The sequence below is a fragment of the Limnohabitans sp. genome (genome assembly GCF_017848645.1).
Classification (GTDB): Bacteria; Pseudomonadota; Gammaproteobacteria; order Burkholderiales; family Burkholderiaceae_C; genus Limnohabitans_A.
In genome coordinates this window covers 1-24,824 of the sequence record NZ_JAFEIF010000010.1, presented here as the reverse complement: position 1 = coordinate 24,824, position 24,824 = coordinate 1, and the positions used below count along the sequence as shown (strand labels likewise).

27 protein-coding genes are annotated in these 24,824 nt (G+C 60.6%); 20 read left to right on the top strand and 7 right to left on the bottom strand.

What is annotated here, in order from left to right; all coding sequences use genetic code 11:
- Positions 1 to 10 precede the first annotated feature (10 nt).
- The 12 genes from der (at position 11) to QZ190_RS02980 (ending at position 11,237) form a co-directional block, all read left to right on the top strand.
- The gene (gene der / locus QZ190_RS03035) at positions 11 to 1,351 is read left to right on the top strand and encodes a ribosome biogenesis GTPase Der (RefSeq protein WP_291913333.1); all 1,341 of its coding nucleotides are present in this window, start codon (positions 11 to 13) and stop codon (positions 1,349 to 1,351) included.
- Between the two features lie 70 nt (positions 1,352 to 1,421).
- Positions 1,422 to 1,685, top strand: coding sequence for an RNA chaperone Hfq (gene hfq, locus QZ190_RS03030; protein WP_082431612.1), 264 nt, complete (start codon positions 1,422 to 1,424; stop codon positions 1,683 to 1,685).
- A 43-nt stretch (positions 1,686 to 1,728) separates the two neighbouring features.
- Positions 1,729 to 2,925, top strand: a complete 1,197-nt coding sequence (gene hflX / locus QZ190_RS03025) for a GTPase HflX (RefSeq protein ID WP_291913331.1) — start codon at positions 1,729 to 1,731, stop codon at positions 2,923 to 2,925.
- A 56-nt stretch (positions 2,926 to 2,981) separates the two neighbouring features.
- Entirely contained in the window at positions 2,982 to 4,361 is a 1,380-nt protein-coding gene (hflK, locus tag QZ190_RS03020; protein ID WP_291913329.1) for an FtsH protease activity modulator HflK, read from the top strand.
- Between the two features lie 11 nt (positions 4,362 to 4,372).
- On the top strand, positions 4,373 to 5,272 hold the full coding sequence (gene hflC / locus QZ190_RS03015) for a protease modulator HflC (protein ID WP_291913327.1): 900 nt from the start codon (positions 4,373 to 4,375) through the stop codon (positions 5,270 to 5,272).
- Positions 5,273 to 5,275: 3 nt separating this feature from the next.
- Positions 5,276 to 5,461, top strand: coding sequence for a DUF2065 family protein (locus QZ190_RS03010; protein ID WP_291913325.1), 186 nt, complete (start codon positions 5,276 to 5,278; stop codon positions 5,459 to 5,461).
- Positions 5,462 to 5,603: 142 nt separating this feature from the next.
- Positions 5,604 to 6,764 carry an ATP phosphoribosyltransferase regulatory subunit gene (locus QZ190_RS03005; RefSeq protein WP_291913324.1) on the top strand — a complete coding sequence of 387 codons (1,161 nt, stop codon included), beginning with the start codon at positions 5,604 to 5,606 and terminating at the stop codon, positions 6,762 to 6,764.
- A gap of 17 nt (positions 6,765 to 6,781) precedes the next feature.
- Positions 6,782 to 8,110 carry an adenylosuccinate synthase gene (locus QZ190_RS03000; RefSeq protein WP_291913322.1) on the top strand — a complete coding sequence of 443 codons (1,329 nt, stop codon included), beginning with the start codon at positions 6,782 to 6,784 and terminating at the stop codon, positions 8,108 to 8,110.
- A gap of 57 nt (positions 8,111 to 8,167) precedes the next feature.
- Positions 8,168 to 8,692 (top strand): phosphoribosyltransferase, encoded by a 525-nt coding sequence (locus QZ190_RS02995; RefSeq protein ID WP_291913320.1) that lies wholly within the window; start codon positions 8,168 to 8,170, stop codon positions 8,690 to 8,692.
- A gap of 84 nt (positions 8,693 to 8,776) precedes the next feature.
- Positions 8,777 to 10,033, top strand: coding sequence for a PLP-dependent transferase (locus QZ190_RS02990; protein ID WP_291913318.1), 1,257 nt, complete (start codon positions 8,777 to 8,779; stop codon positions 10,031 to 10,033).
- Between the two features lie 180 nt (positions 10,034 to 10,213).
- Complete coding sequence (locus tag QZ190_RS02985; RefSeq protein WP_291913395.1) at positions 10,214 to 11,029, top strand: DUF2189 domain-containing protein; 816 nt, start codon at positions 10,214 to 10,216, stop codon at positions 11,027 to 11,029.
- A 10-nt stretch (positions 11,030 to 11,039) separates the two neighbouring features.
- Complete coding sequence (locus QZ190_RS02980) at positions 11,040 to 11,237, top strand: hypothetical protein (protein WP_291913316.1); 198 nt, start codon at positions 11,040 to 11,042, stop codon at positions 11,235 to 11,237.
- A gap of 17 nt (positions 11,238 to 11,254) precedes the next feature.
- On the opposite strand, the gene mnmH is transcribed toward QZ190_RS02980, so the two are convergent.
- Entirely contained in the window at positions 11,255 to 12,313 is a 1,059-nt protein-coding gene (gene mnmH, locus QZ190_RS02975) for a tRNA 2-selenouridine(34) synthase MnmH (RefSeq protein WP_291913314.1), read from the bottom strand.
- Complete coding sequence (locus QZ190_RS02970; protein ID WP_291913312.1) at positions 12,310 to 12,960, bottom strand: arylesterase; 651 nt, start codon at positions 12,958 to 12,960, stop codon at positions 12,310 to 12,312. Before QZ190_RS02970 ends, mnmH begins: the two co-directional genes overlap by 4 nt.
- Here QZ190_RS02970 and QZ190_RS02965 point away from each other — a divergent pair.
- From QZ190_RS02965 to QZ190_RS02955, 3 genes are all read left to right on the top strand, one after another.
- Positions 12,959 to 13,645 (top strand): ABC transporter ATP-binding protein, encoded by a 687-nt coding sequence (locus tag QZ190_RS02965; RefSeq protein ID WP_291913311.1) that lies wholly within the window; start codon positions 12,959 to 12,961, stop codon positions 13,643 to 13,645. The two genes, QZ190_RS02970 and QZ190_RS02965, sit on opposite strands and share 2 nt — an antisense overlap.
- Before the next feature lie 154 nt (positions 13,646 to 13,799).
- A complete protein-coding gene (rlmB, locus tag QZ190_RS02960) occupies positions 13,800 to 14,534 on the top strand; it encodes a 23S rRNA (guanosine(2251)-2'-O)-methyltransferase RlmB (RefSeq protein WP_089960603.1) in 735 nt (244 codons plus the stop codon).
- Between the two features lie 43 nt (positions 14,535 to 14,577).
- Positions 14,578 to 14,928 (top strand): hypothetical protein, encoded by a 351-nt coding sequence (locus QZ190_RS02955; RefSeq protein ID WP_291913308.1) that lies wholly within the window; start codon positions 14,578 to 14,580, stop codon positions 14,926 to 14,928.
- A 6-nt stretch (positions 14,929 to 14,934) separates the two neighbouring features.
- Here the strand turns inward: QZ190_RS02955 and QZ190_RS02950 are convergent, their stop codons facing one another.
- From QZ190_RS02950 to QZ190_RS02940, 3 genes are read right to left on the bottom strand one after another with little or no spacing between them, the layout of a single operon-like run.
- Positions 14,935 to 15,537 carry a chromate transporter gene (locus QZ190_RS02950; RefSeq protein ID WP_291913306.1) on the bottom strand — a complete coding sequence of 201 codons (603 nt, stop codon included), beginning with the start codon at positions 15,535 to 15,537 and terminating at the stop codon, positions 14,935 to 14,937.
- Positions 15,534 to 16,130 (bottom strand): chromate transporter, encoded by a 597-nt coding sequence (locus QZ190_RS02945; protein WP_291913305.1) that lies wholly within the window; start codon positions 16,128 to 16,130, stop codon positions 15,534 to 15,536. The genes QZ190_RS02950 and QZ190_RS02945 overlap by 4 nt, the downstream gene beginning before the upstream one ends.
- Positions 16,131 to 16,154: 24 nt before the next feature.
- The gene (locus tag QZ190_RS02940; protein ID WP_291913302.1) at positions 16,155 to 16,754 is read right to left on the bottom strand and encodes a YigZ family protein; all 600 of its coding nucleotides are present in this window, start codon (positions 16,752 to 16,754) and stop codon (positions 16,155 to 16,157) included.
- A 100-nt stretch (positions 16,755 to 16,854) separates the two neighbouring features.
- On the opposite strand from QZ190_RS02940, the gene QZ190_RS02935 reads away from it, so the two are divergent.
- The 5 genes from QZ190_RS02935 (at position 16,855) to QZ190_RS02915 (ending at position 23,661) form a co-directional block, all read left to right on the top strand.
- Positions 16,855 to 17,742 (top strand): LuxR C-terminal-related transcriptional regulator, encoded by an 888-nt coding sequence (locus tag QZ190_RS02935; protein WP_291913300.1) that lies wholly within the window; start codon positions 16,855 to 16,857, stop codon positions 17,740 to 17,742.
- 72 nt (positions 17,743 to 17,814) lie between these two features.
- Positions 17,815 to 19,542, top strand: a complete 1,728-nt coding sequence (locus tag QZ190_RS02930) for an FAD-dependent monooxygenase (protein WP_291913298.1) — start codon at positions 17,815 to 17,817, stop codon at positions 19,540 to 19,542.
- Positions 19,539 to 19,742, top strand: coding sequence for a DUF2783 domain-containing protein (locus QZ190_RS02925; protein WP_291913297.1), 204 nt, complete (start codon positions 19,539 to 19,541; stop codon positions 19,740 to 19,742). Before QZ190_RS02930 ends, QZ190_RS02925 begins: the two co-directional genes overlap by 4 nt.
- A 297-nt stretch (positions 19,743 to 20,039) precedes the next feature.
- Positions 20,040 to 21,155 carry an acyltransferase gene (locus QZ190_RS02920; RefSeq protein WP_367114220.1) on the top strand — a complete coding sequence of 372 codons (1,116 nt, stop codon included), beginning with the start codon at positions 20,040 to 20,042 and terminating at the stop codon, positions 21,153 to 21,155.
- Positions 21,156 to 21,264: 109 nt separating this feature from the next.
- Positions 21,265 to 23,661: a YgiQ family radical SAM protein gene (locus tag QZ190_RS02915; RefSeq protein ID WP_291913293.1), complete on the top strand. Its 2,397-nt coding sequence runs from the start codon at positions 21,265 to 21,267 to the stop codon at positions 23,659 to 23,661.
- A gap of 39 nt (positions 23,662 to 23,700) precedes the next feature.
- On the opposite strand, the gene QZ190_RS02910 is transcribed toward QZ190_RS02915, so the two are convergent.
- Both QZ190_RS02910 and QZ190_RS02905 read right to left on the bottom strand, forming a co-directional pair.
- On the bottom strand, positions 23,701 to 24,183 hold the full coding sequence (locus tag QZ190_RS02910; protein WP_291913291.1) for a hypothetical protein: 483 nt from the start codon (positions 24,181 to 24,183) through the stop codon (positions 23,701 to 23,703).
- Between the two features lie 103 nt (positions 24,184 to 24,286).
- A partial coding sequence (locus tag QZ190_RS02905) for a HEPN domain-containing protein (protein ID WP_291913289.1) occupies positions 24,287 to 24,824 on the bottom strand: 538 nt, incomplete at its 5' end.

Below are 24,824 nucleotides of genomic sequence, written 5' to 3'. Positions count from 1 at the left end.
AAATTTTTAAGTGAAACCTGTACTGGCCCTCGTTGGCCGCCCCAATGTGGGCAAATCCACGCTGTTCAACCGACTCACCAAGAGCCGGGACGCCATCGTGGCTGATTTTGCGGGCCTGACCCGCGACCGCCATTACGGCAACGGCAAACAAGGCCGTCAGGAATTCATCGTCATTGACACGGGCGGTTTCGAACCCGATGCCAGCAGCGGCATCTACAAAGAGATGGCCAAGCAGACCCAGCAGGCTGTGGCCGAGGCTGACATCGTCATTTTTGTGGTGGACGCCCGAGGTGGGCTGTCCGCGCAAGACCACGACATTGCCAAATACCTGCGCAAGATCGGCAAACCTTGTTTGCTGGTGGCCAACAAGGCCGAAGGCATGCTCGAAGGTATTCAACTGACCGAGTTCTATGAGCTGGGCCTGGGCGAGGTGATCGCCATCTCGGCCGCGCACGGGCAGGGCACACGCGGACTGGTCGAGCTGGCTTTCGAGTCGCTCAATCTGCCCGACGAACCCGAAGAGACCGAGGAAGACCCTTCGGTCATCAAACTGGCGGTGGCCGGTCGCCCCAACGTGGGCAAGTCCACCCTGATCAACACCTGGCTGGGCGAAGAGCGTCTGGTGGCGTTTGACATGCCAGGCACCACGCGCGACGCGATCAGTGTGCCCTTTGAGCGCCAAGGCCAGAAGTTCGAGCTGATTGACACGGCCGGTTTGCGCCGCAAAGGCAAGGTGTTTGAAGCCATCGAGAAGTTCTCGGTGGTCAAAACCCTGCAGGCCATCGAGTCGGCCAACGTGGTGTTGCTCTTGCTCGATGCCGAGCAGGGCGTGACCGATCAGGACGCCCACATCGCCGGTTATGCGCTGGAAAGCGGCCGCGCCATGGTGCTGGCGGTGAACAAATGGGACGCGATCGACGAATACCAGCGCCAGTTGGTCCAACGCTCGATTGAAAACCGTTTGCCGTTTTTGAGCTTTGCCAACATGCACTTCATCTCGGCCAAGAAGCGCCAGGGTTTGGGACCGGTCTGGAACTCGATTGTGCAAGCCCACAAATCGGCCATGTGCAAGATGAGCACGCCCATCCTCACGCGCTTGCTGCTCGAAGCGGTGCAGTTCCAAAGCCCGCAGCGCGGCGGCATGTTCCGCCCCAAGATGCGTTATGCCCACCAAGGCGGCATGAACCCGCCCGTGATCGTGATCCATGGCAATTCCCTGGAACACGTCACCGACACCTACAAGCGCTTTCTCGAAGGGCGCTTTCGCAAGGCCTTCAACCTGTCCGGCACGCCCTTGCGAATTGAAATGAAAACATCTACAAATCCTTTTGCTGATAAAGAATCCAGCTGAGATTTGTGGATTTCATTTTTTGCTGCGAGTCAGGCCCTTACCCTGTGGTAAGGTCAAGGCTTCAAAACTTCTGAACACGGAGAATATCGTGAGCAATAAAGGTCAACTTTTGCAAGACCCCTTCCTGAACGCACTGCGCCGCGAGCATGTGCCGGTTTCTATCTATTTGGTCAACGGCATCAAGCTGCAAGGCCAGATCGAATCCTTCGACCAGTACGTCGTCCTCCTGCGCAACACCGTCACCCAAATGGTTTACAAACACGCCATTTCGACCATCGTCCCTGGTCGTTCCGTCACCTTCAGCACCCCCGAAACGGGTGAAATCACCGCTTGATGCGGTTTTTGCTCGCCCGGCGGCATGACGCCGCCGCTGCAGGTTGCTGACATTGTCTGAAAAATCTTCCCAACAAGCCGCGCCGACCTTACTGGTCGGCGTTGACTTTGGGCTGCCGCATTTTGATGCTGAGCTCCAAGAACTTGGCCTTTTGGCTGAGTCCGGCGGCTTGAAGCCGGTGGCACGCCTGACCTGCAAACGCAAGGCCCCGGACCCGGCGCTTTTTGTGGGCAGCGGCAAGGCCGACGAGATCAAAGAATTGGCCCTGATGCACGGGGCGGTCGAGGTCTTGTTCGACCAGTCCCTGAGCCCGGCGCAGCAGCGCAATCTGGAGCGCCACATCGGTTTGCCGGTGAATGACCGCACCTTGCTGATTCTGGAAATCTTTGGCCAGCGTGCGCGCAGCCACGAGGGCAAGCTGCAGGTGGAGCTGGCTCGCCAGCAGTACCTGAGCACCCGCCTGGTGCGCCGATGGTCGCACCTGGAGCGCCAAAGCGGCGGCATCGGCATGCGGGGTGGCCCGGGCGAGACCCAAATCGAGCTGGACCGCCGCATGATCAACGACTCGATCAAGCGAATCAAAGAGCGTTTGGTCAAGGTCAAAAAGCAACGCAACACCCAGCGCCGCCAGCGCGAGCGACGCGACACCTTCAATATTTCGCTGGTGGGTTACACCAACGCGGGCAAGTCCACCTTGTTCAATGCCCTGGTCAAGGCCCGCGCCTACGCGGCCGACCAGTTGTTTGCCACCTTGGACACCACCACGCGCCAGCTGTACCTGGGCGAGGCGGGCCGCTCGGTGTCCTTGTCGGACACCGTGGGTTTCATCCGTGATTTGCCGCACGGTTTGGTCGAAGCCTTCCAGGCCACACTGCAAGAGGCCACCGAAGCCGATTTGCTGCTGCATGTGGTGGACGCGGCCAACCCGGATTTTCCGGAGCAGATGGCCGAGGTGCAAAAAGTGCTGGCCGAGATCGGTGCCGATCAGGTGCCGCAACTGCTCGTCTTCAACAAACTCGATGCACTGGCCGCCGAGCGTTACCCCTTGCAGATGCAGGACCAGTACGAACTCGATGGCGAGCCTGTGCCGCGTGTGTTCCTGAGCGCAAGAAGCGGCGAGGGCCTGGCCCTTTTGCGCACGGCGCTGTCTGACATCGTCAAGGCGGCCCTGCCAGCGGCCGAGTCGCCCGAGCCCGATCCCCGTGACTTGGACCGGGAATATCCCGGTGACCTGCCTTGAGTGGCCCTTAAATTCGGCACAATGCTGTTTCGTCATCCAGACAAAGACAAAGAACCATGAATTTTCACCTGCCAGCCCTGCGATGGTCCTTGCTGCCCGCAAAGATACGAGGCATGTTCAATCTGAACGACCCACGCTGGGGTCGCGACGATGACAAATCTTCCGGCGACTCGGGCAACAAGCCAACGGGCGACGTGCCACCACCCGGCCCCAAGCCCGATGCCTGGCAGCAACCCCCCGGTCGCGGCCCTCAGCAGCAGCAAAGCGGCCCACCCGATCTGGACGAGTTGTGGCGTGATTTCAACCGCAAGCTGGGTCAGATTTTTGGCGGCAAAGGCGGCCCTCAGCGTCCCCAAGGCCCTGGCGGCTCGGGCGGTGGTTCGGGCGGACCCGAAATCCCGGCCTTCATCAAGAACCTGGGCATCGGCGTCATCTTGGGCGGTGCCTTGCTGGTCTGGTTGGCCACCGGCTTTTTCATCGTGCAAGAAGGTCAGCAGGCCGTCATCACCCAGTTTGGCAAATACCACTCCACGGTGGGTGCGGGTTTCAACTGGCGCATGCCTTACCCCGTGCAGCGCCATGAACTGGTGTTCGTGACCCAGATCCGCTCGGTCGACATTGGCCGTGACAACATCATCAAGGCCACTGGACTGCGCGAGTCGGCCATGCTGACCGAAGACGAAAACATTGTTGAAATCAAATTCGCCGTGCAGTACCGCTTGAACGATGCACGCGCTTATTTGTTCGAAAGCCGCAACCCGACCGAAGCCGTGGTTCAGTCCGCTGAAACTGCTGTGCGCGAGGTGGTGGGCAAAATGAAGATGGACTCGGCGCTGGCCGAAGAGCGCGACCAGATCGCCCCCCGTGTGCGTGAAAAAATGCAAGTCATCCTGGACCGCTACAAAGTCGGTATCGAAGTGGTGGGCATCAACTTGCAGCAAGGCGGTGTGCGTCCGCCCGAGCAGGTGCAGGCCGCTTTTGATGATGTGCTCAAAGCTGGCCAAGAGCGTGAGCGCGCCAAAAACGAAGCACAAGCCTATGCCAACGACGTGATCCCGCGTGCCGTAGGTGCCGCCTCGCGCCTGAAGGAAGAGGCCGATGCTTACCGTGAACGCATCGTGGCGCAAGCCGAAGGTGATGCGCAGCGCTTCAAGTCCATCTTGCCCGAGTACCAGAAGGCGCCCCAGGTCATGCGCGACCGCATGTACACCGACACCATGCAGCAGATCTACAGCAGCGTGACCAAGGTGCTGGTGGACAGCAAACAAGGCTCCAACCTCTTGTATTTGCCACTCGACAAAATCATGCAACAGGTCACGCAAGTGGCCCCGCCCGCCATGGATGTGCCCGCAGCCCCTGCCAACGCAGGCAGCAACGGCACGGTGGATACCCGCTCCCGAGACCTCGAGCGTTCGCGTAGCCGCGATCCACGATAAGGAACAAGACAATGAATCGCATCGGATTGTGGATTTCGAGTTTGCTGGTGGTGTTCGCACTGCTCAGCTCTACATTGTTCGTGGTGGACCAACGCCAATTTGGCGTGGTCTACGCTTTGGGTCAGATCAAGGAAGTGATCACCGAGCCGGGCCTGCACTTCAAACTGCCGCCCCCTCTGCAAAACGTCAATTACATCGACAAGCGCCTGCTCACCCTGGACAGCCCCGACAACGAGCCCATGCTCACGGCTGAAAAGCAGCGTGTGGTGATCGACTGGTATGTGCGTTGGCGCATCACCGACCCACAGGCCTACATCCGCAACGTGGGTCTGGACGAGAAGGCCGGCACCAACCAGCTCAACCGCGTGGTGCGCAACGCCTTCCAGGAGCAGATCAACAAACGCACCGTCAAGGAATTGCTCTCGCTCAAGCGTGAAGAACTCATGGACGATGTCAAGGAAGACGTTTTGGTTGTGGTGCGGGGCGCCAAGCCCTGGGGCGTGGACGTGGTGGACGTGCGCATCACGCGCGCCGATTACGTGGACACCATCACCGAATCGGTTTACCGCCGTATGGAAGCCGAGCGCAAGCGCGTGGCCAACGAACTGCGTTCAACCGGTGGTGCCGAGGGTGAAAAAATCCGCGCCGACGCCGACCGCCAGCGTGAGGTGACGATTGCCAACGCCTACCGCGATGCCCAGAAGATCAAGGGTGAGGGCGATGCCCAAGCGGCCCGTTTGTACGCCGAATCTTTTGGCCGCGACCCGCAGTTTGCGCAGTTCTACCGCAGCCTGGAGGCCTACAAGTCCAGCTTCAACAGCAAGGGCGACGTGATGGTGCTGGACCCCGGCAGCTCCGAGTTCTTCAAAGGCATGCGCGGCACACCAGGCGGTGCCCCTGCCCGGAAGTAAATCTTGCTCGACACCCTCCTGATGGCCTTGGGCCTGATGCTCATCCTGGAGGGTTTGCTGCCCATGATTTCGCCACGCAGGTGGCGAAGTCTGTTTGAGCAAATGCTCCAACTCCAGGAAGGGCAGATCCGATTTTTCGGCATGTTCATGGTGGTCTTCGGCCTGCTGGTGATCTGGTTGCTGGCCTGACACCTGTGGGCTTTCGTTCAGCCCGGATCGGCTCTGTTCTTCGCTGGTGGACTGGATTTGGACAATTTGCCAATCTCTTTGCCGGAAATGCGCCTGTCAACCCGGTAAAATCTCGTTTTTAACCGTCTCCCCCCATCCCCTCATGTCTGCTTGGGTCCTCCCGGATCACGTTGCCGATGTCTTGCCTTCCGAGGCACGCCACATCGAAGAACTCCGCCGCGAACTGCTGGACACCGCCCGTGGCTATGGCTACGAGCTGGTGATGCCGCCGCTGCTGGAGCATTTGGAATCCCTGCTGACTGGCACGGGTGAAGCCCTGGATTTGCAGACCTTCAAACTGGTTGACCAACTCTCCGGCCGCACCTTGGGTTTGCGTGCCGACACCACCCCCCAGGTGGCCCGCATCGACGCCCACTTGCTGGGCCGCACATCCCTGACCCGTCTTTGCTACTGCGGCCCGGTGTTGCACACCCGCCCGGCACGCCCGCACGCCACCCGCGAGCCGCTGCAGCTGGGCGCCGAAATTTACGGCCATGGCGGCCCCGAAGCCGATCTGGAAATCCTGCAGCTGGCCCTGGACTGCCTGGCCGCTGGCCGCGCCACGGGGCTGCAGGTGGACTTGGCCGATGCCCGGATCGTGAACCGATTGCTGCAGGGCCAGGCCTTGAGCGAAGAACAGCGCCACGCCATCCATGCGGCGTTGGCCAGCAAGGACGCTTCGGCCTTGGCCCGGTTGAGCGCCGGTTTGCAACCCGCTGCGCGTGATGGCCTCTTGGCGCTGGTCGATCTGTATGGCGACATCAGCGTTCTGGACCGGGCGGCAGCGCGTTTGCCCGATCACCCCGAAATCACCCAAGCCCTGGCGCAGCTGCGTTGGTTGGCCGAGCAAATCCCGGGCGTGGCCGTGAGCTTTGACCTGGGCGATTCGCGGGGCTACGCTTACTACAGCGGCATTCGCTTTGCCATTTATGCCAAAGGCGCATCGGATGCGCTGGCCCGTGGCGGGCGCTACGACGGCGTGGGCGCGGTCTTTGGGCACCGCATTGACCGCGACCGGCCGGCCGTGGGTTTCAGCCTCGATTTGAAAGAATTGGTGGCCGCCGTGGAGCCTCTGGCTTTGCGTGCCGCCATCCGCGCCCCTTGGGGCCCCTCGGCTTCCTTGCGCGCGGCCATTGCGGCGCTGCGCAGCCGGGGCGAAACCGTGGTCTGCGTCTTGCCAGGCCACGAAAGCGAAGTGGACGAATTCCATTGCGACCGCGAACTTGTTGAAGCGGCAGGGCAGTGGTTGGTACAGGCTCTTTGAGAAAGAACATTTCAAGCATGAACAAGTTGCAAGGCCGTAACGTGGTCGTCGTGGGCACCCAATGGGGCGACGAGGGCAAAGGCAAACTGGTCGACTGGTTGACCGAAAGCGCCCAAGGCGTGGTGCGTTTCCAGGGCGGTCACAACGCGGGTCACACCTTGGTGATCAATGGCGTGAAAACCGCTTTGCACCTGATCCCCAGCGGCATCATGCGCGCAGGCGTCAAGTGCTACATCGGCAACGGTGTGGTGCTGTCCGTGCCCAAGCTGCTCGAAGAAATCGCAGGCCTTGAAAAAGCCGGTGTCGAGGTGCGTTCGCGCCTGCGCGTGAGCGAGGCCTGCCCGCTGATCTTGCCCTACCACGTCGCATTGGACGTGGGCCGCGAAGCCGCCAAGGAAAAAGCCGGTACCGCCAAAATCGGCACCACCGGCCGCGGCATTGGCCCTGCCTACGAAGACAAAGTGGCGCGCCGTGCCCTGCGCGTGCAAGACCTCAAATACCCCGAGCGTTTTGCCACCAAGCTGCGCGAGAACCTGGCCTTGCACAACGAAATCCTGGTCAACATCTTGGGCGCTTCGCCCGTGGACTTTGACAGCACCTACAACGAAGCCATGGCTTACGCCAAGGACTTGCTGCCCATGGTGGCCGACGTGTCGCGCGAGTTGAACGACGCCCATGCTGCCGGTGCCAATTTGCTCTTCGAAGGCGCGCAAGGCACCTTGCTCGACGTGGACCACGGCACTTACCCGTTTGTGACCTCCAGCAACTGCGTGGCCGGCAATGCCGCTGCCGGTGCGGGTGTGGGCCCGGGCTTGCTGCACTACATCCTGGGCATCACCAAGGCTTATTGCACCCGCGTGGGCGGCGGCCCATTCCCCACCGAACTCGACTGGGAAACCCCCGGCACCCCCGGCTACCACATGTCCACCGTGGGCGCTGAAAAAGGCGTGACCACCGGCCGTTCACGCCGCTGCGGCTGGTTCGATGCGGCCTTGCTCAAGCGCAGCGCGCAGGTCAACGGTTTGAGTGGTTTGTGCATCACCAAGCTCGACGTGCTCGATGGTCTGAAAGAGTTGTGGTTGTGCACCGGCTATGAGCTCGACGGCGAAACCATCGACATCCTGCCCATGGGCGCGGACGAGATTGCCCGCTGCAAGCCCATCTACGAAGTCATTCCCGGCTGGACCGAGACCACCGTGGGCGTGACCGAGATGGACAAGCTGCCCGCCACGGCCCGCTATTACCTGGACCGCATTGCCCAGGTGACCGGCGTGCCCGTGCATGTGGTCTCCACCAGCCCGGACCGTGACCACACGATCTTGCTGCACAACCCCTTTGCCGCCTGATTTTTTTCAGTCCGCAAAACCCATCGATCTCAACCCCTGATTTTTTGGAGTGACCCCATGTTGACCGAAGACGGCAAGCACCTGTACGTGAGCTACGACGAGTACCACAACCTCATCGAAAAACTCGCCATCAAAATCCACCAGTCCGGCTGGCAGTTCGACACCATCTTGTGTCTGGCCCGTGGCGGCATGCGCCCTGGTGACATCCTTTCGCGCATTTTTGACAAGCCGCTGGCCATCATGTCCACCAGCTCTTACCGCGCTGACGCAGGCACGGTGCAGGGCCATTTGGACATCGCACGCTTCATCACCACGCCCAAAGGTGAAATCGCCGGCAAGGTTTTGCTGGTGGACGATTTGGCCGACACCGGCCACACCCTGCGCGCGGTGGTGGACCAGCTGAAAAACAACTACAAGCCTGTCACTGAATTGCGCACCGCCGTGATCTGGACCAAAGGTGTGTCCACCTTCAAGCCCGATTACTCGATCGAGGACCTGCCCACGAACCCCTGGATCCACCAGCCTTTCGAGCCGTACGACAGCATGCGCCCCGAAAAACTGCTCGAAAAGTGGCGCGTCTGAGCCGCTTCGGATTTTCCCTGAGTTGACCTTCAACAGCCTCCCTCGGTGACAGTTTTGGGAGGCTGTTTGCATTAGGATGTCTGAATGCAAAAAGACCATCAAAATCCGCCCGCCATGCCCGGCATCACCGGCCTGATTCACCACCCCTACACCCCGCCCGCCGGATTCGATGCGCCCCAGCCCGGTGTGTTCAAGGCCTCGACGGTTTACTTTCCTACTGTGGCCGACATGCGCCAGCGCGAGTGGAAAGACAAATCGGCCTACACCTACGGCCTGCACGGCACGCCCACCACCTATTTGCTCGAAGAGCGCTTGTGCAGCCTCGAAGGCGGCCTGCAATGTGTGCTGGTGCCCAGTGGCTTGGCGGCTTTGGCCTTGGTGGCCTTGTCGGTTTTAAAGACCGGCGACGAAGTCCTGATTCCGGACAACGCCTACGGCCCCAACAAGGCGCTGGCCGATGGCGAGTTGCGCCACTTCGGCATCACCCACCGCTTTTACGACCCGATGGACCCGCAGGATCTGTCCCGCCAGATCACCGAGCGCACGCGCCTGGTGTGGCTCGAAGCGCCTGGCTCGGTGAGCATGGAGTTCCCCGATTTGCCCGAGATGGTGCGCCGCTGCCGCGAGCGCGGCGTCTTCTGCGCCCTGGACAACACCTGGGGCGCGGGCCTGGCGTTTAAAGCCTTTGATTTGCTGGGCGATGGCGCGGGCGGCGAGGGCAGCCTGGCGGTAGACATCAGCGCCCATGCGCTCACCAAATACCCCAGTGGCGGTGGTGACGTGCTGATGGGCAGCGTCATCACGCGCGACGCGGCCTTGCACCTCCAAATCAAGCTTTGCCACATGCGCCTGGGCCTGGGCGTGGCGGCCAACGACGCCGAAACCGTGCTGCGCTCCTTGCCCAGCATTGCACTGCGTTATGCCGCGCACGACCAGACCGCCCGCGCTCTGGCCGCCTGGTGGCAAGCCCAGCCGCAATGCGCGCAACTGATGCACCCGGCCTTTGCAGGCGCACCCGGTCACGCGCATTGGCAAGCCCTGTGCGATCGCGAGCCGGGCACGGGCCTGGCAGCGGGCCTGTTCAGCGTCATGATCGATGCGCGTTTCAGCCAAGCCCAGGTGGACGCGTTTTGCGACGGCCTGAAACTCTTCAAGATCGGCTACAGCTGGGGTGGCCCCGTCAGCCTGGTGGTCCCTTACGACATCGCTTCAATGCGCCAGGCTTGGCCCGGTCATTTGAAACCGGGCACGCTGGTGCGTTTTTCAACCGGTCTGGAGTCGGCGCAGGACTTGATTCTTGACCTGCATCAAGCCGCGCAGGCGCATTTGCCCATGGCCTGATCACGCAGGTGACAGTGTGGGCACTTTTGTGGCCCAGAACACGCGCCCTTGGGGGTTTCCTGACTGGTCAAAGCCTACCGGTGGGGGTAATCTGAAAGCCTGTGTATTTTCAGATTGACCTTCCCCATGAACGCCGACGTCAAGACTCTTGAAGCCGCCCAAGATTCAGACCTGCCCACCATGGCCACGCCCTATGTGCCGCCCCCGCCCGTGGGGCCGCGCTCGCACATGCGGCCCTTGGGCTTTGCAGACCCTTTTCGCTGGCTGTCACGCGGCCTGAAGGACATGCGCCACCACCCGGGCATTGCGCTGTTTTATGGCCTGTGCTTTTGGGGCATGGCGCAGGTGCTGGCCTTGGTGTTCAAGCACAAGCCCGAGTACACCTTGTCCTTGATCTCCGGCTGCTTGCTGGTGGGGCCGTTCATGGCCATGGGCTTGTACGAGGTCAGCCGCAAACGCGAGCGCGGTGAGTTGCCGGACATGGCCTCATCGCTCATGTGCTGGGACCAACACATCCGCAGCATGGCCATGCTGGTGTTGGTGCTGATGGTGCTGGAGCTGCTGTGGGGCAGGGCGTCGCTCGTGGTGTTTGCGGTGTTCTTCAACACCGGCATGCCCTCCACCACGGGGGTGATCGAGGCGGTTTTTAACCCGCAAAACATCGAGTTCCTGATGGTCTACCTGGCAGTCGGCGGCGTGTTCGCCGCGCTGGTCTATGGCCTGTCGGTCGTGTCCATTCCCATGATTTTGGACCGTGACACCGATGCCATCTCGGCGGTGATCACCAGCATGCGGGTGGTTTTCTCGCACCCGGGCGTGATGCTGCTGTGGGGCCTGCTGCTGAGCGTGTTGGTGCTCGCGGCCTTGTGGCCTTGGGCGCTGAGCATCATCGTGGTGGGGCCGTGGCTGGGTCATGCCAGCTGGCACGCGTACCGGGGCAGTGTCGAGTGGGAAGAAAACCCTGAAGAAGCTGTTACATTGGGCAGCTCAAATTAAAGGAGCCATCTTGGCCACACCCAACTACGGATTCGAAAAACGCCAGAAAGAACTGGCCAAGAAACGCAAAAAAGAAGACAAGCTCAAAGCCAAGTCCGACCGCAAGTCGGGCCTGTTGGCGGAAGACGGCTCTGAAATCGAGGGCCAAGAGGGCGATGCCGACACTGCAGCGCCTGGTGAGGCAGTGCCTCCTGCGCCAGCGGCCTGACGCACCTGTTTGATCGATCAAGGGGCTTGAACCAGCTCACGCGCCAACACCAGCATGTCCGCCATGCTGTGGCTCGCTGGGGTGACCAGCGGGGCTTGGGCGTAATGCACAAAGTTGTGGCCGGTGGAGGTCTCGTAGCCCGGGTCGTAATGGCCTGAGAGCAATTCGGTCACCACCTCACGCATTTCCCCCCGCTCGATGCGTTCTTGCCAGCCTTGCACCACGGCCTTGCCGCGCAGGGCCGTCAGGCGCTCCAAGCGGTCGGCAAACAAGTCGCGGTCTTGCGTGAAGAACGCGTAGTCTTCCAGCAGCAAATTCACCCGATTCTGAAGCGACAGGTCCACCCGCAGGCAAGGGCTGGCCCGCATGGCGGCCATCAGCGCGTCAGGCACCGCCAGATTCCCCACCTTTTTGCTTTCGGCTTCCACAAACACCGGACGATCGGCACTGAAGCCACGCAGGGCATCCCACACCTGCGTGTCAAATGCCTTTTGCGTGGGCTGCGGCGTGCCCGGGATCAGGCCCAGCACCGAGCTGCGGTGGCAGGCAATGGCTTCCAGGTCCAGCACCTGCGCGCCTTCTTGCGCCAGCGCTTGCAGCAAGCGCGTTTTGCCCGAACCGGTGGGCCCGCACAGCACCTTGAACTGCAGGCGCTGCGCCTGGCGGGGGGTGTCTTCCATCACCTCTTTGCGAAAGGCTTTGTAGCCGCCCTCGATCAGGTGCACTTTGAAACCAATTTGCCCCAGGATCAGCGCCAGCGAGTTGCTGCGCTTGCCCCCGCGCCAGCAGTACACCAGTGGCTGCCAGTTTTTGGGCTTGTCCATCACCTGGGTCTCGATGTGGCGGGCGATGTTTTTGGCCACCAGCGCCGCGCCCACTTTTTGCGCCTCGAAGGGGTTGACCTGCTTGTACAGCGTGCCCACCTTGATGCGCTCTTCGTTGTTGAGCGACGGCCAGCTCAGGGCACCGGGCAAGTGGTCTTCGGCGTGTTCGCCTTCCGAGCGGGCGTCGAGGATGGCATCAAACTGGTCCAGTTGGGCCATGGCATCCGAGGCCGAGATCAGGTGAAGGCTCATTTCAGTTGTTTCTTCAAGGTGGGCCAGACGTTGGCCAGCATGCGCGGCTGCGCGGCTTCATTGGGGTGGATGCGGTCGGCCTGAAACCATTTGAGCGGCTCGGGGTCGTCGCCCACGCCTTTCAAAAAGAAGGGCACCAGCGCCGCCTTTTGGCTTTTGGCCACTTGGGCATAAGCCGCTTCAAACTGGCGGGCCATCTCTGGGCCGTAGTTGGGCGACATTTGCATGCCCAGCAGCAGCACCTTGGCCCCGGCCGCTTGGGCTTGTTGCGTCATGGCCAGCAAATTGCCTTGTGTCATGTTCATGGGCAGGCCGCGCAGCGCGTCGTTGCCACCCAGCTCAATCACCACATGGCTGGGTTGGTGGCGTTTAAGCAAAGCGGGCAGGCGCGAGCGCCCGCCCGAGGTGGTGTCGCCGCTGATGCTCGCGTTGATCACTTGGGCACCGGGCTTTTCTTTGTCCAATTGTTTTTGCAACAAAGCCACCCAACCTGTGCCCCGGGCCAGGCCGTACTCGGCGCTCAAGGAGTCGCCCAGCACCAAAATGCGCTGGCCCGAAGTGGCGTGGACCGACGCGGCAAAGCCCCAGCCGACAAGGGCCAGCAGGGTCCAGTTAAAGTGACGTCGTCTCAACAAAGGTTTGTGCATGCCTGAATCCATCATTGCCGTGCGTGGCGTTTCCAAAAGTGTGCAAGATGCCAGTGGGCAGCTGGACATTTTGCGCGATATCGATTTCTCATTGAACGCCGGGGAAACAGCCGCCATTGTCGGTGCTTCTGGCTCGGGCAAAAGCACCTTGCTCGCCATCCTCGCGGGCCTGGACACGCCCAGCAGCGGGCAGGTGGTGCTGGCGGGGCAGTCGCTGTTCGATTTGACCGAAGACCAACGCGCCGCCGTGCGGGCCCAGCATGTGGGTTTTGTGTTCCAGAGCTTTCAGCTCATGCCCAACCTCACGGCCCTCGAAAACGTCATGTTGCCCCTGGAGCTGGCCGATCGGCCGGATGCCCGCAGCACCGCCACGGCCATGCTGCAGCGCGTGGGCCTGGGCGAGCGCCTCAAACATTTGCCCAAAGTCTTGTCGGGTGGTGAGCAGCAGCGCGTGGCCCTGGCCCGTGCTTTTGTGGTGCAGCCCGATCTGCTCTTGGCCGACGAGCCCACTGGCAGCCTGGACCACGCCACGGGCGAGGCCATCATGGACCTGATGTTCGCGCTCAACCGCGAGCAGGGCACCACCTTGGTCTTGGTCACGCACGACCGGCAGTTGGCCGCGCGTTGTGAGCGCAGCCTGGTGATTCAGGCCGGGCGTTTGAGCGAGGCGACCGCTCAGCCATAGGTCGGTCGTTTTTCCTGTAGGAGCCCACCTCTGTGGGCGATGGTTTGCAGGGCCTGTTCCATGCCCCTCGCCCACAGGGGTGGGCTCTTACAAATAATGCCTATCGTTTAACTCTTGGATCGGCCAGGGTGGTGGGACCAACGATAATCCCGGCATGTCATCCCATAAAGTGCTGTTCGGCTTTCATGCCGTGGGCGTTCGCCTCAAGATCGCCCCCCAATCCGTTGTCGAAATCCATTACGAGGTCACGCGCCGCGACGCCCGCATGCGGCAGTTCATCGACAAGGCCCGCGACTCGGGCATGCGCATGATCGAGTCGGACAACGAACGTCTGGCCAAGCTGGCCGGTGGCCACGGCCACCAGGGCGTGGTGGCCGTAGTGGCACCCTTGCCACAAAATCATTCGCTGGATGACCTTCTTGATACGGTGCAAGGCCCGCCTTTGCTTTTGGTGCTGGACGGCGTGACCGATCCGCACAACCTGGGCGCTTGCCTGCGCGTGGCCGATGGTGCGGGCGCACACGCCGTGATTGCCCCCAAAGACCATGCGGCCGGCATCAACGCCACCGTGGCCAAAGTGGCCAGCGGCGCGGCCGAGACCATGCCTTATTTCATGGTCACCAACCTGGCGCGCACCTTGGGCGAGCTCAAGGAACGCAGCATCTGGGTGATTGGCACCAGCGGTGATGCACCACGCAGCATTTACCAAGCCGACCTCAAAGTGCCCACCGCCTTGGTCTTGGGCGCTGAAGGTGACGGCATGCGCCAGTTGACGCGCAAAAACTGCGATGAGCTGGTCAGCATCCCCATGCGCGGCGCCGTGGAGAGCCTGAACGTGTCCGTGGCCAGTGGCGTGTGTCTTTACGAAGCCTTGCGCCAACGCAGCTGAGCGGCTTGCGCCGCATCCAAGCATTCAAAAAAGGGAGTACCCCATGTCCAAAAACACGACCCGAGTTGCCTTGATCCTTGTTCTGGGCGCTGCCAGCCTGCTGGCCGCTTGCACTCAAGAGCAGCAAAACAAAATCAGCCGCAGCATCCAGAACTGGACCGGCACCAACGGTGTCATGGAGGTGTATGCGGGCGACAAGCTGGTGCGCCGATTCATCAAGGTGGACAAAGTCAGCACCGCGTTTGGCACCGATGACAAAGCCCCACGCGCTTACCGCTACGGTTACGGCGTGCTTGACGAGAACTTCAATTTCGAGGTCGACGCGGGCGAGAAAAAAGTCTATTTCGAGGTCAGCGATTACTCGAACACGGTGTTCTTCGAGAGCCCGCGCTGATTTGCGCTAGACCCAGCCCAAGCCGCCCAGCAGGGCGCCCAGTCCAATGAGCCAGAGCATGTGCACCTGGGTGCGCCAGACCACCAGTGCGGTCAGGGCCGTCAGCACATACAAGGGCCAGTCCTGCGCGGGCTGGTCGTGGGCGAGCGTGAGCAACCACGAGGTCGACAACAGCAGGGCAATCACAATCGGCGCCATGCCCGATTTGAAAGCCCGAATCCCCAGCTTGTCGCGGTGCTGGTGCGCCCAACGTGTGGCGGTATAGGTCAGCACCGAAGAGGGCAGCATGATGCCCATCAAAGTGAGCACCAAGCCCAAGCTGGCCAGCCCGACACTCATCCAGCCACCGCCCAGACCAGCTCCGGCATTCATGCCCACGTTGAAGCCCATCAGGGCCACAAACAGGATGTTGGGGCCAGGTGCGGCTTGGGCCAGCGCGATGGACGAGGTGAACTGCGATTCACTGAGCCAAAGTTTTTCTTCCACCAAAAAGCGGTGCATGTCTGGTGCCACGGTGATCGCCCCTCCCACAGCGAGCAGGGACAGCGAAGCAAAGTGGTTGAACAGGCTGAGCCAGTCACTGGTGCTCAGCTCAAGCACCGGGTTCATGGACGACCTCCGGCATTTGCAGCTTGCTTGGCCAGTTGCCAATAGGCCCAACTGCAGGCCACCAGACCTGTGCCCAAAAGCACAGAGGCCAAAGGCCAACGCAGCAAGCCCACACCTGTGAAGCTGGCACAGGCCAAGCCAATGCACATCGGCATGCCCATGGGGTTGTTGCGCAAGGCGGACATCAATTTGAGTCCCACCGCAGCAATCAGCCCCGCAGAGACCGCTCCCATGCCGCGCAAGGCACCTTGGGCCCAGGCCGCGTCAGACACGCCCCCAAACGCCACGGCCAGCAAGAGCACCACCACCATCGGCGCGGCCAACATGCCCGCAACGCCCGCCAGCGCGCCGCCCAGCCCGAAATAGCGCCCGCCAATCATCAGGGCCAGGTTGATCACATTGGGGCCGGGCATGATCTGCGCGACCGCCCAGTCTTCGACAAATTGCTCGCGCGTCATCCAGCGTTTTTTCTCGACCAACTCGCGCTGCACCACGGCCAACACGCCGCCAAAGCCTTGCAGGGCCAAAACGGTGAAGGACGCAAAGAGATCGGTTTTGGAGCGCGGTCGCTGCAGGGGCTGGAGTTCTGACATGTTTCCGATTATCCCTGTGCGGGCTCAAACACAGGTGTCACCGTCCAGCCACACCAGCTGCCCCCGACCACTCTCGCTCAGCCGAGCCATCAAGGCCGCCGCCTGCGTTTGGGGCAGGGCAAAGCGCAAAGTGACCACGCTGCCATGGGCCACTTCCAGCAGCTGCGCCTGGGCCAGCTCGATTTCGCGCCGCACCAGGCCCTCGAGGGCATAAGGGACGCTGCAGGCCAGCGACGTCTGCACGATCAGCGGGACTTTTTCGGCGCTGAGCAAGGCTTGCGCCACCGCATCGGTGTAGGCCCGCACCAGCCCGCCCGCGCCCAGCTTGACGCCGCCAAAGTAACGCACCACCGAGGCCATCACGCCCTGCAGGTCCTGGTGGCGCAACACCTCCAGCATGGGGCGTCCAGCCGTGCCACCGGGCTCGCCGTCGTCGTTGGCCGCCGACTGGCCACCGGCCAGCAGCGCCCAGCACACATGGGCCGCATCGGGGTGCTCGGCCTTGAGCTGCGCCACCCGGGCCTGCGCCTCGTCGCGACCGGCGACCGACTCGACACAGGCAATGAATCGGCTTTTTTTGATGACCAGTTCGTGGTGGGCAGGGCAGGCAAGAGAAAAAGGCATCGGCCAAGAATACCCCAAGGGCCTTGCGTTCTGACGAGGTGTTCTGATGCCTGAAAACCGGCGCTCACTGCCGCCGCACCGCCCCGGCTAACATCGGCCCATGACCTGTCCAGACTGCTCCCCCGTGCCCGCGCCAGCGGGCCATTGGGTTTGCCCGGCTAACCCTGGGGCCTCGCCCGATGTGCCACTTTGGCAGGTGGCGGCTTTGATGGGCAAGTTGGGCGCGTCCGACCGCCACGCCGTGGCCGAGGAGATCTTGCGTTTGCTGGCCGCTTGGGTGCCCATGGCGCAGTGCACGATTTTTTCCTTTGAGGGGGCAGGGCGGCCACGCACCCTGGCTGTGGGCGACCAAGCGCGCACCCGCGCCTTGCCCGACATTTCGCAGGCCTATGTGCAGCGTTTTTACAGGCTGGACGGCGCGCAGCAGGCCATGCAAACGCACCACCAGGCGGCTCTCGCGGCATCGCCCCAGCAGCCGCACATCGTGCTGCACCGGCAAGCCGCACACGCTGTTGAGCACCCGGAGTACCGGCAAATTTGTTACGAATGGCCCCGTGTGGCCGAGCGGCTGGCCATTTTGTCGCTGCACGAGGGCCGGCGCTGGCTGTCGGTCAACCTGTACCGGGGGCTGGAACACGGCCTCATGACCGATGCCGAGCTGGCCACTGTGCAGGCCCTGGCCCCTTTGATCGTGCAGGCGGTGCGCCTGCACTACACCGGGCAGGTGCTCAGCGTGGATCTGATGGCCTTGCTGCTGGACCGCCTGGCCCTGCGGGGCCCGGCGCTCAGCCCGCGCGATCTGGATGTGGTGCGTGGATTGTTGGAAGGCCTCAGCACCGAACAATTGGCCGAGCGTCTGGGCCTCACGCTGGCCAGTGCGCAGACCTACACCAAGCGCATTTACCGCAAGCTGGGCGTGGCGGGCCACAAAGCCTTGGTGGCCTGGTTGCTGGCCCCGCAGAGCCTGGAGCCTGTCCCCAAAAGGTGACGTCTTTTCTTGCAGACCTTGTCTAAACTCGGCCCCCATTGAGTCAGTGAAGTTCCCATCCCTGGAGGCACCATGCACCAACCGGCCAGCGCACCCCGCCGCTCGATTTATTACGACTACACCGTGCACCAGCCCTGGTTGCCCTCGCAGCACCCGGCGCAGCCGCTGCACCCGGTGGTGATCGCGGGCGGCGGTCCGGTGGGCCTGACGGCCGCTTTGGAGCTGGCGCGCTTTGGGGTGCCCTGCGTGTTGCTGGAATCGGAGCTGCAAGTGTGCGAGGGCAGCCGTGCCATCGTGTTCACCCGCCGCTCCATGGAAATCCTGCAGCAAGTGGGTGTGGCTGATCGCGTCACGCAAAACGGCTTGCCCTGGCGCTTTGGCAACTCGTATTACCGGGGCGAGCGCGTCTTCCGCATGGAAGCGCCGCACGACGACAACGACCGTTTTGGCCCCATGATCAACCTGCAGCAGCAGTTTCTGGAGCAATACCTGGTCGAAGCCTGCGAGGCCCATCCGCTCATCGATCTGCGCTGGGGCAACCGCGTCACGGCGCTGGAGCAGCATGCCGACCACGCCGAACTGCAAGTGGACACCCCCGAAGGCCCCTACACCTTGCAAACCGAATGGCTGGTCGCCTCGGACGGGGCCCGCTCGGGCATCCGCAGCATGCTGGACCTCAAGCTCGAAGGCGCGTCCTACGAAGGCCGTTTTGTCATTGCCGACATCCGCATCGACCTGCCTTTGCCCACCGAGCGCCTGGCCTTTTTTGACCCCGAATGGAACCGCGGCAACACCGTGCTGCTGCACCGCGAGCCCCTGGGCATCTGGCGCGTGGACTACCAACTGCCCGAGGGCGAAACGCCCGAGCAAGCCTTGTCGCCCGAATCGCTCAAAACCCGCATCAACGCCCAACTGGCCCTGATCGGCCACGCCGACAAGCCTTGGGAGATGGACTGGTCCTCGGTCTACTCGGCCCGCACGCTCACCTTGCCCGACTACCTGGTGGGGCGCACCTTGTTCATGGGCGACGCTGCCCACTTGCTGCCGATTTTTGGTGTGCGGGGGGCCAACACCGGTTTTCAGGACGCGCAGGCCCTGGCCTGGCGGCTGGGGCTGGTGTGCCAGGGGCAGGCTTCTTCGGCCTTGCTGGCCAACTACAGCACCGAACGCGTGGGCGCGGCCTGGGAAATCATCGAAGAAGCGGGCAAAAGCACCCGTTTCATGACCCCGCCCACACGCGGCTTTCGTTTGCTGCGCGACGCCGTCTTGTCGCTCTCGCTCACTGAAGCCTTTGTGCGCCCGCTCTACCACTGGCGCACCTCGCGCCCGCACGCCTACAGCCACTCCAGCCTCAATTGCCGTGTGGACGACAACGCGCAGTTCCAGGACGGCCCCGCGCACGGCGCGCCGCCGCTCAATGTGCGCCTGACCGACACGCAGTTTTTGCTGGACCACCTGGGTGGCGGCTTTGACCTGCTGTGGTTTGGCGCGTCCGACACCTTGCCCGCCGATGTGCTGGCCAGCGTGGCCCAATGGCGGGCCAAGGGCTTGCCGCTCCAAGTCACCTGCATCGCCCAAGGTGCTGACCCTGCGGGCCTGCAGCCCAGCCAGGCCAATGCGCCCTGGCTGCAAACGCTGTGCGATGCGCAGGGCAGGGTGCACAGCCGCTACGGCGTAACCGGCCCCGGCGCGGCTTACCTGCTGCGCCCCGACCAGCACATTTGCGCCCGCTGGTTGCACCTCGATGCCCAGCGCCTGGACGCTGCCCTTGCCCAAGCCACCACCGGAGAAGCCCCATGAACCCCAACACTGGTCTGGACATTGCCGGTCTGGAAACCGCCTACGACCAACTGGCCATGGCCATTGACGCCGCAGGCCCCGAAAAATCCGAACTCTTTTTGGTCAAGCTGGCCTTGCTGGCCGCCCAAGCCTTGGGCGACGCCCCAGCCTTTGTAGACCTGATCGAGCGGGCGCAAAAAGACCTTTTAGCAGAGGCATAAGCGTTTGGGTCATGCAAATCCAGTCAAACCGAAGCCATCTCGCCCCTCAGAACCTGTTGCCGCAGCACCTTGTCGCGTCCTGCGACCGATTCTACGTAGGAGATGCATCGATATTTTTTGATGCCCATATCGTTGTGGGCGGGGGTGGCTAGAGTAAAGACTTGGGCCATCAGCGGGCAGAGCGGGGTTTGTCTATTCGTAGCAGCCTCAGAAGACTGAATATTTCAACACCTGGGGGCATTTTTGTTGCCAGACATGAGTCATGATGTGCATAAATGAACACAAATTAGTTCTTTTATGCCAATGAACCATCTTGATTCCAGGGATAAGTGGGTAGACGTTTTGCGGGGCTTGGTCGCGCTACTGGTGGTGGTTCACCACACCGCCTTGATGTACGGCGCCATTGGGTCGTGGTTTTGGCACGAGAAAAGTCCTGACAACTCGTTTTCTTCGCTGCTGCTGACCGCCTTTTGCACGTTCAACCAAGCTTGGTTCATGGGCTTGTTCTTTTTGCTGGCGGGGGCTTATGTGCCGACGGCCCTCGCTCGCAAGGGGGCAAACCTGTATTTGATGGACCGGCTCGTGCGCTTGGGCCTGCCACTGCTGGTGTTTGGCTGTTTGCTGGGGCCATTCACCATCGCTTTGGCTTTCACAAGCAAAGGCTTCGCCATCCAAGACACGCTGATGGCGTTGTGGCGTCAGTCGCACTTTGAATCCGGCCCGCTGTGGTTTGTGGCGGCTTTGTGGGTGATGACCTGCATGGTCACGCCGTTTGTGCCCTGGCTGCAACGTGTGCGCCCGTTTCCCTCCATGGCCATGATGTGGGTCGCCGCGTTGTTGGTCGGTGCCTCGGCCTTTCTGATCCGCTTGGTTTGGCCTGTTGGACAAACCTGGTGGATCGGCTGGCAATTGGGCTACTTCCCGGGTTATGTTTTGTTGTTTATTGCTGGCGTTGCGGGCGCAAAGTCGCGTTGGTGGTTTGACGTGCCTGCCCCAGCGGCCAGCACTTGGCGACGGGTGATGCGATGGTCGGTTTGGCTGCTTCCCTTGGTGTTTATCTCTGGCAGTCTCATCCCTTGGTTGGCTGGGCCAGCGGTGGGTGGTTGGAATGTGCAGGCGTTCGTCTATGCATTTTGGGAGCCCTTGGTGGCATGGGGTGTCCTGTTGCGACTGCTGCGATGGGCCCAGCAGCGGTTTATCAGCCCGTCAGGCGCCTACAAGGCGATGGGTCAAAGTGCCATGACTGTTTATCTCATTCACGCCCCCATCGTGGTGGGTTTGGGTTTGGCGCTGCAAGGATTGGATTGGCCTGTGCTGCTCAAATTTGTTGTGAGTGCAGGACTGAGCGTCTTGATTTGTCTGATCTGTGCACAACTTTTGCTGCGATCAGCGTTCTGGAGGCGTTGGTTTTAAGGGTGATGTGCCTGCGTATGGGGCGGACCTTGCCTGAGCACAATACCCACCAGCCCCGTGAGCCCACCCCCAAACCCCTACACTAGCGGGTTATCCCGAATGCCCGCCCATGAACGCCTTTGTCGACGTCTCTTTCTTCCCGCGTGACGCCAAACCGCTGACCAGTTACCGCAAGTACTGGGCGCAGCGTTTTGGCACGGCCCCGTTTTTGCCGATGAGCCGCGAAGAAATGACCCAACTGGGCTGGGACAGCTGCGACATCATCATCGTCACGGGCGACGCCTATGTGGACCACCCCAGCTTTGGCATGTCGGTCATTGGCCGCATGCTGGAAAACCAGGGTTTTCGGGTCGGCATCATCGCCCAGCCCGACTGGACCAGCGCCGACCCCTTCAAGGCTCTGGGAAAACCCAACCTGTTTTGGGGCGTGACCAGCGGCAACATGGATTCCATGATCAACCGCTACACGGCGGACCGCAAAATCCGCACCGACGACGCCTACACCCCCGGCGACGTGGGCGGCAAGCGGCCCGACCGCGCGGCCATCGTCTACAGCCAGCGCTGCCGCGAAGCCTTCCCCGAAGTGCCCATCGTGCTCGGTGGTATCGAAGGCAGCCTGCGCCGCATCGCGCATTACGACTACTGGTCAGACAAAGTGCGCCGCTCGGTGGTGGTGGACAGCAAGTGCGACTTGCTTTTGTATGGCAACGCCGAGCGGGCGATTGTCGAGATCGCCCACCGCCTGGCCGCCCGTGAGCCTGTGCAGCAGATCACCGATGTGCGCGGCACCGCCTTTGTGCGCCGCGAAACCCCCGAAGGCTGGTTCGAGATCGATTCCACCAGCGTGGACACGCCCGGCCATGTGGAAGCGCACATCAACCCGTATTTGATGATTTCGGACCAGGCGCGGGAGCAGGGCGCGACCTGTGCGCGTGAGGAAGAGGCCAAGGAAGTGGCCGAGGGCCACAACGCTAAAAATGTCGAAGCCGACTTGTCTGCTGCAGTGGCACAAGCCCGCACCGTGCAAGCCGCTGTTCAGCCCATCATTGAGCCCATCATTCAGCCGCTCACCTTTGTGCCCAACCCGGCCCTGCGCGGCAAAGGCACCCACAAAGTCCCGCCCCGCGACAAAAGCGTGATCCGCCTGCCCAGTTACGAGCAGGTCAAGCAAGACGCCGTGCTCTATGCCCACGCCAACCGCGTGCTGCACCTGGAGACCAACCCCGGCAACGCCCGCTGCTTGGTGCAAGCGCACGGGGAGGGGGCCACCGCCCGCGACGTGTGGATCACACCACCGCCCATCCCGCTCACCACCGCAGAGATGGACCATGTGTTCGACCTGCCGTATGCCCGCAGCCCGCACCCGCGCTATGCCGACGAAAACGGCAGCCACGACCACGCGACCAAAATCCCCGCTTGGGAAATGATCCGCTTCAGCGTCAACATCATGCGAGGCTGCTTTGGTGGCTGCACCTTTTGCTCCATCACCGAGCACGAAGGCCGCATCATCCAAAGCCGCTCCGAAGAATCGGTCATCCGCGAGGTGGAAGACATCCGCGACAAGGTCAAAGGCTTTACGGGCGTCATCTCTGACCTGGGCGGACCCACGGCCAATATGTACCGCCTGGGCTGCAAGAGCCCCGAAATTGAATCGGCCTGCCGCAAACCCAGCTGCGTGTTCCCCGGCATCTGCCAGAACCTGACCACCGACCACGGCCCGCTGATCAACATGTACCGCCGGGCGCGCAACCTCAAGGGCATCAAGAAGATCTTGATCGGCTCAGGTCTGCGTTACGACCTGGCCGTGCAGTCGCCCGAATACGTGAAAGAACTGGTGCAGCACCATGTGGGCGGGTATCTCAAGATTGCGCCCGAGCACACCGAGGGCGGGCCGCTCTCCAAGATGATGAAGCCGGGCATCGGCACCTACGACCGCTTCAAGTCGATGTTCGACAAATACAGCGAAGAAGTGGGCAAAAAGCAGTTCCTCATCCCGTACTTCATCGCCGCCCACCCGGGCACCAGCGACGAAGACATGATGAACCTGGCCATCTGGCTCAAAAAGAACGGTTTCCGTGCCGACCAGGTGCAAACCTTCTACCCCAGCCCCATGGCCACGGCCACGGCCATGTACCACTCCACCCGCAACCCGCTGCGCAAAATCACCCGCGACAGCGAAAAAGTGGACGTGGTCAAAGGCGACAAACGCCGCCGCCTGCACAAAGCGTTTTTGCGCTACCACGACGCCAACAACTGGCCCCTGCTGCGCGAAGCCTTGAAAGCCATGGGCCGGTCAGACTTGATCGGCAACGGCAAACACCATTTGATCCCGAGCTGGCAGCCGCTGGCCGAAGAAGGCTACCAAAGCGCCCGCCGCAAAAACAGCACGGGTGCGGGGGCCAAGTCGTCGGTGTCTTTGTCGACGGCGCCCAAGCGCATGGGGCAACCCAAGAAGGGGCAGTTGCTGACGCAGCATACGGGGTTGCCGCCTAGGAAGAAGGGTTAACTTTTCCGAGGTGAATCGTTAGTACAGTGCGCTCTAAAACTACTGCTTTTCTGGGGGTTTTATTATTTCTAAAAATGTCACTGAGTTGATGTGAAAGCTTGAGACTAACCATTGGTCCTGATATTTTTCCAAAGTTAATTTGATGACGGCAGGACCTTTTTCAAAATCAGATTGACATTCAAAATAGCCGGATGCATTTGAGGAATTGTTTTTGCCAAAGAATTTTATTTTTATATTTCCATTTGGAGCATTAAGTTTATTTAATTTTCCTAAACTGGACAAAATCTTGAAAAGTTTACTCAAATCCTCTGAGGATGCTTTGGCTTTTAAATCTGGACTTGCAATTTCATAAAGAATATTTGAATCCCATTCTTTGGTTATTTGTGGAATTTCGCTATTAATAAACTGAACTGCTTCGCCTTCCAGTTTGGAAATTTTTGAAGATGCTACTGACATGGCTATCGCAGAAATAAATATAAGTGCGATAAATATTGCGCCAAAAGATTTTAAAATTTTATTCATGTTATTCCTTCTTTGTGTCAAATGGATGGATTAAACCATGAGGTTCATGTCGACCAAGTTAGTCAGAAAGCGTGGTGAAGTTTTTTCGATATTGAGCAACCAGTTAGTCAATTTTTAAATTGATATTTGTCATTCCCATAAAATATTGCTTGTGGCATGATTGAATTATAAAATCAATATAATCTATTATTGATTTTATATAAATATTAATGTCGCCAAGAGATAGGTCAGAAGCGTCGTCGTTATGATGGACGATATTATTTCTTCGTGTAACTATTGCTTGTATTGAATCTTTCCATGATTCCCATTTGATTTTTTGAACAGCCAAGTCAATACCAACTAGTGCGAATGCTTCTTTAGTTCGATAAACATTTCCGGATACTAAGTCATCAATTTCTTTTTTTGTCATATTGACGCTTAAAAGATTTTTTGGAGTTGTTGATGTTTCCGATTTCTTCTTCAAACGCCACTCTACTATTGATGTGGGAATGGCAGCCGAAGAAAGTCTTGCATCAATATCTTTTGATATTTCAAATACTAGTTCCTTGATGCACATTTCTAAGTGAGCGCATGCGGAAATTAGGAATGATTTTGTGAAAAAGTTGACATTGTCAGTTATGAGCGTTGTAGTGTGGGTGTCG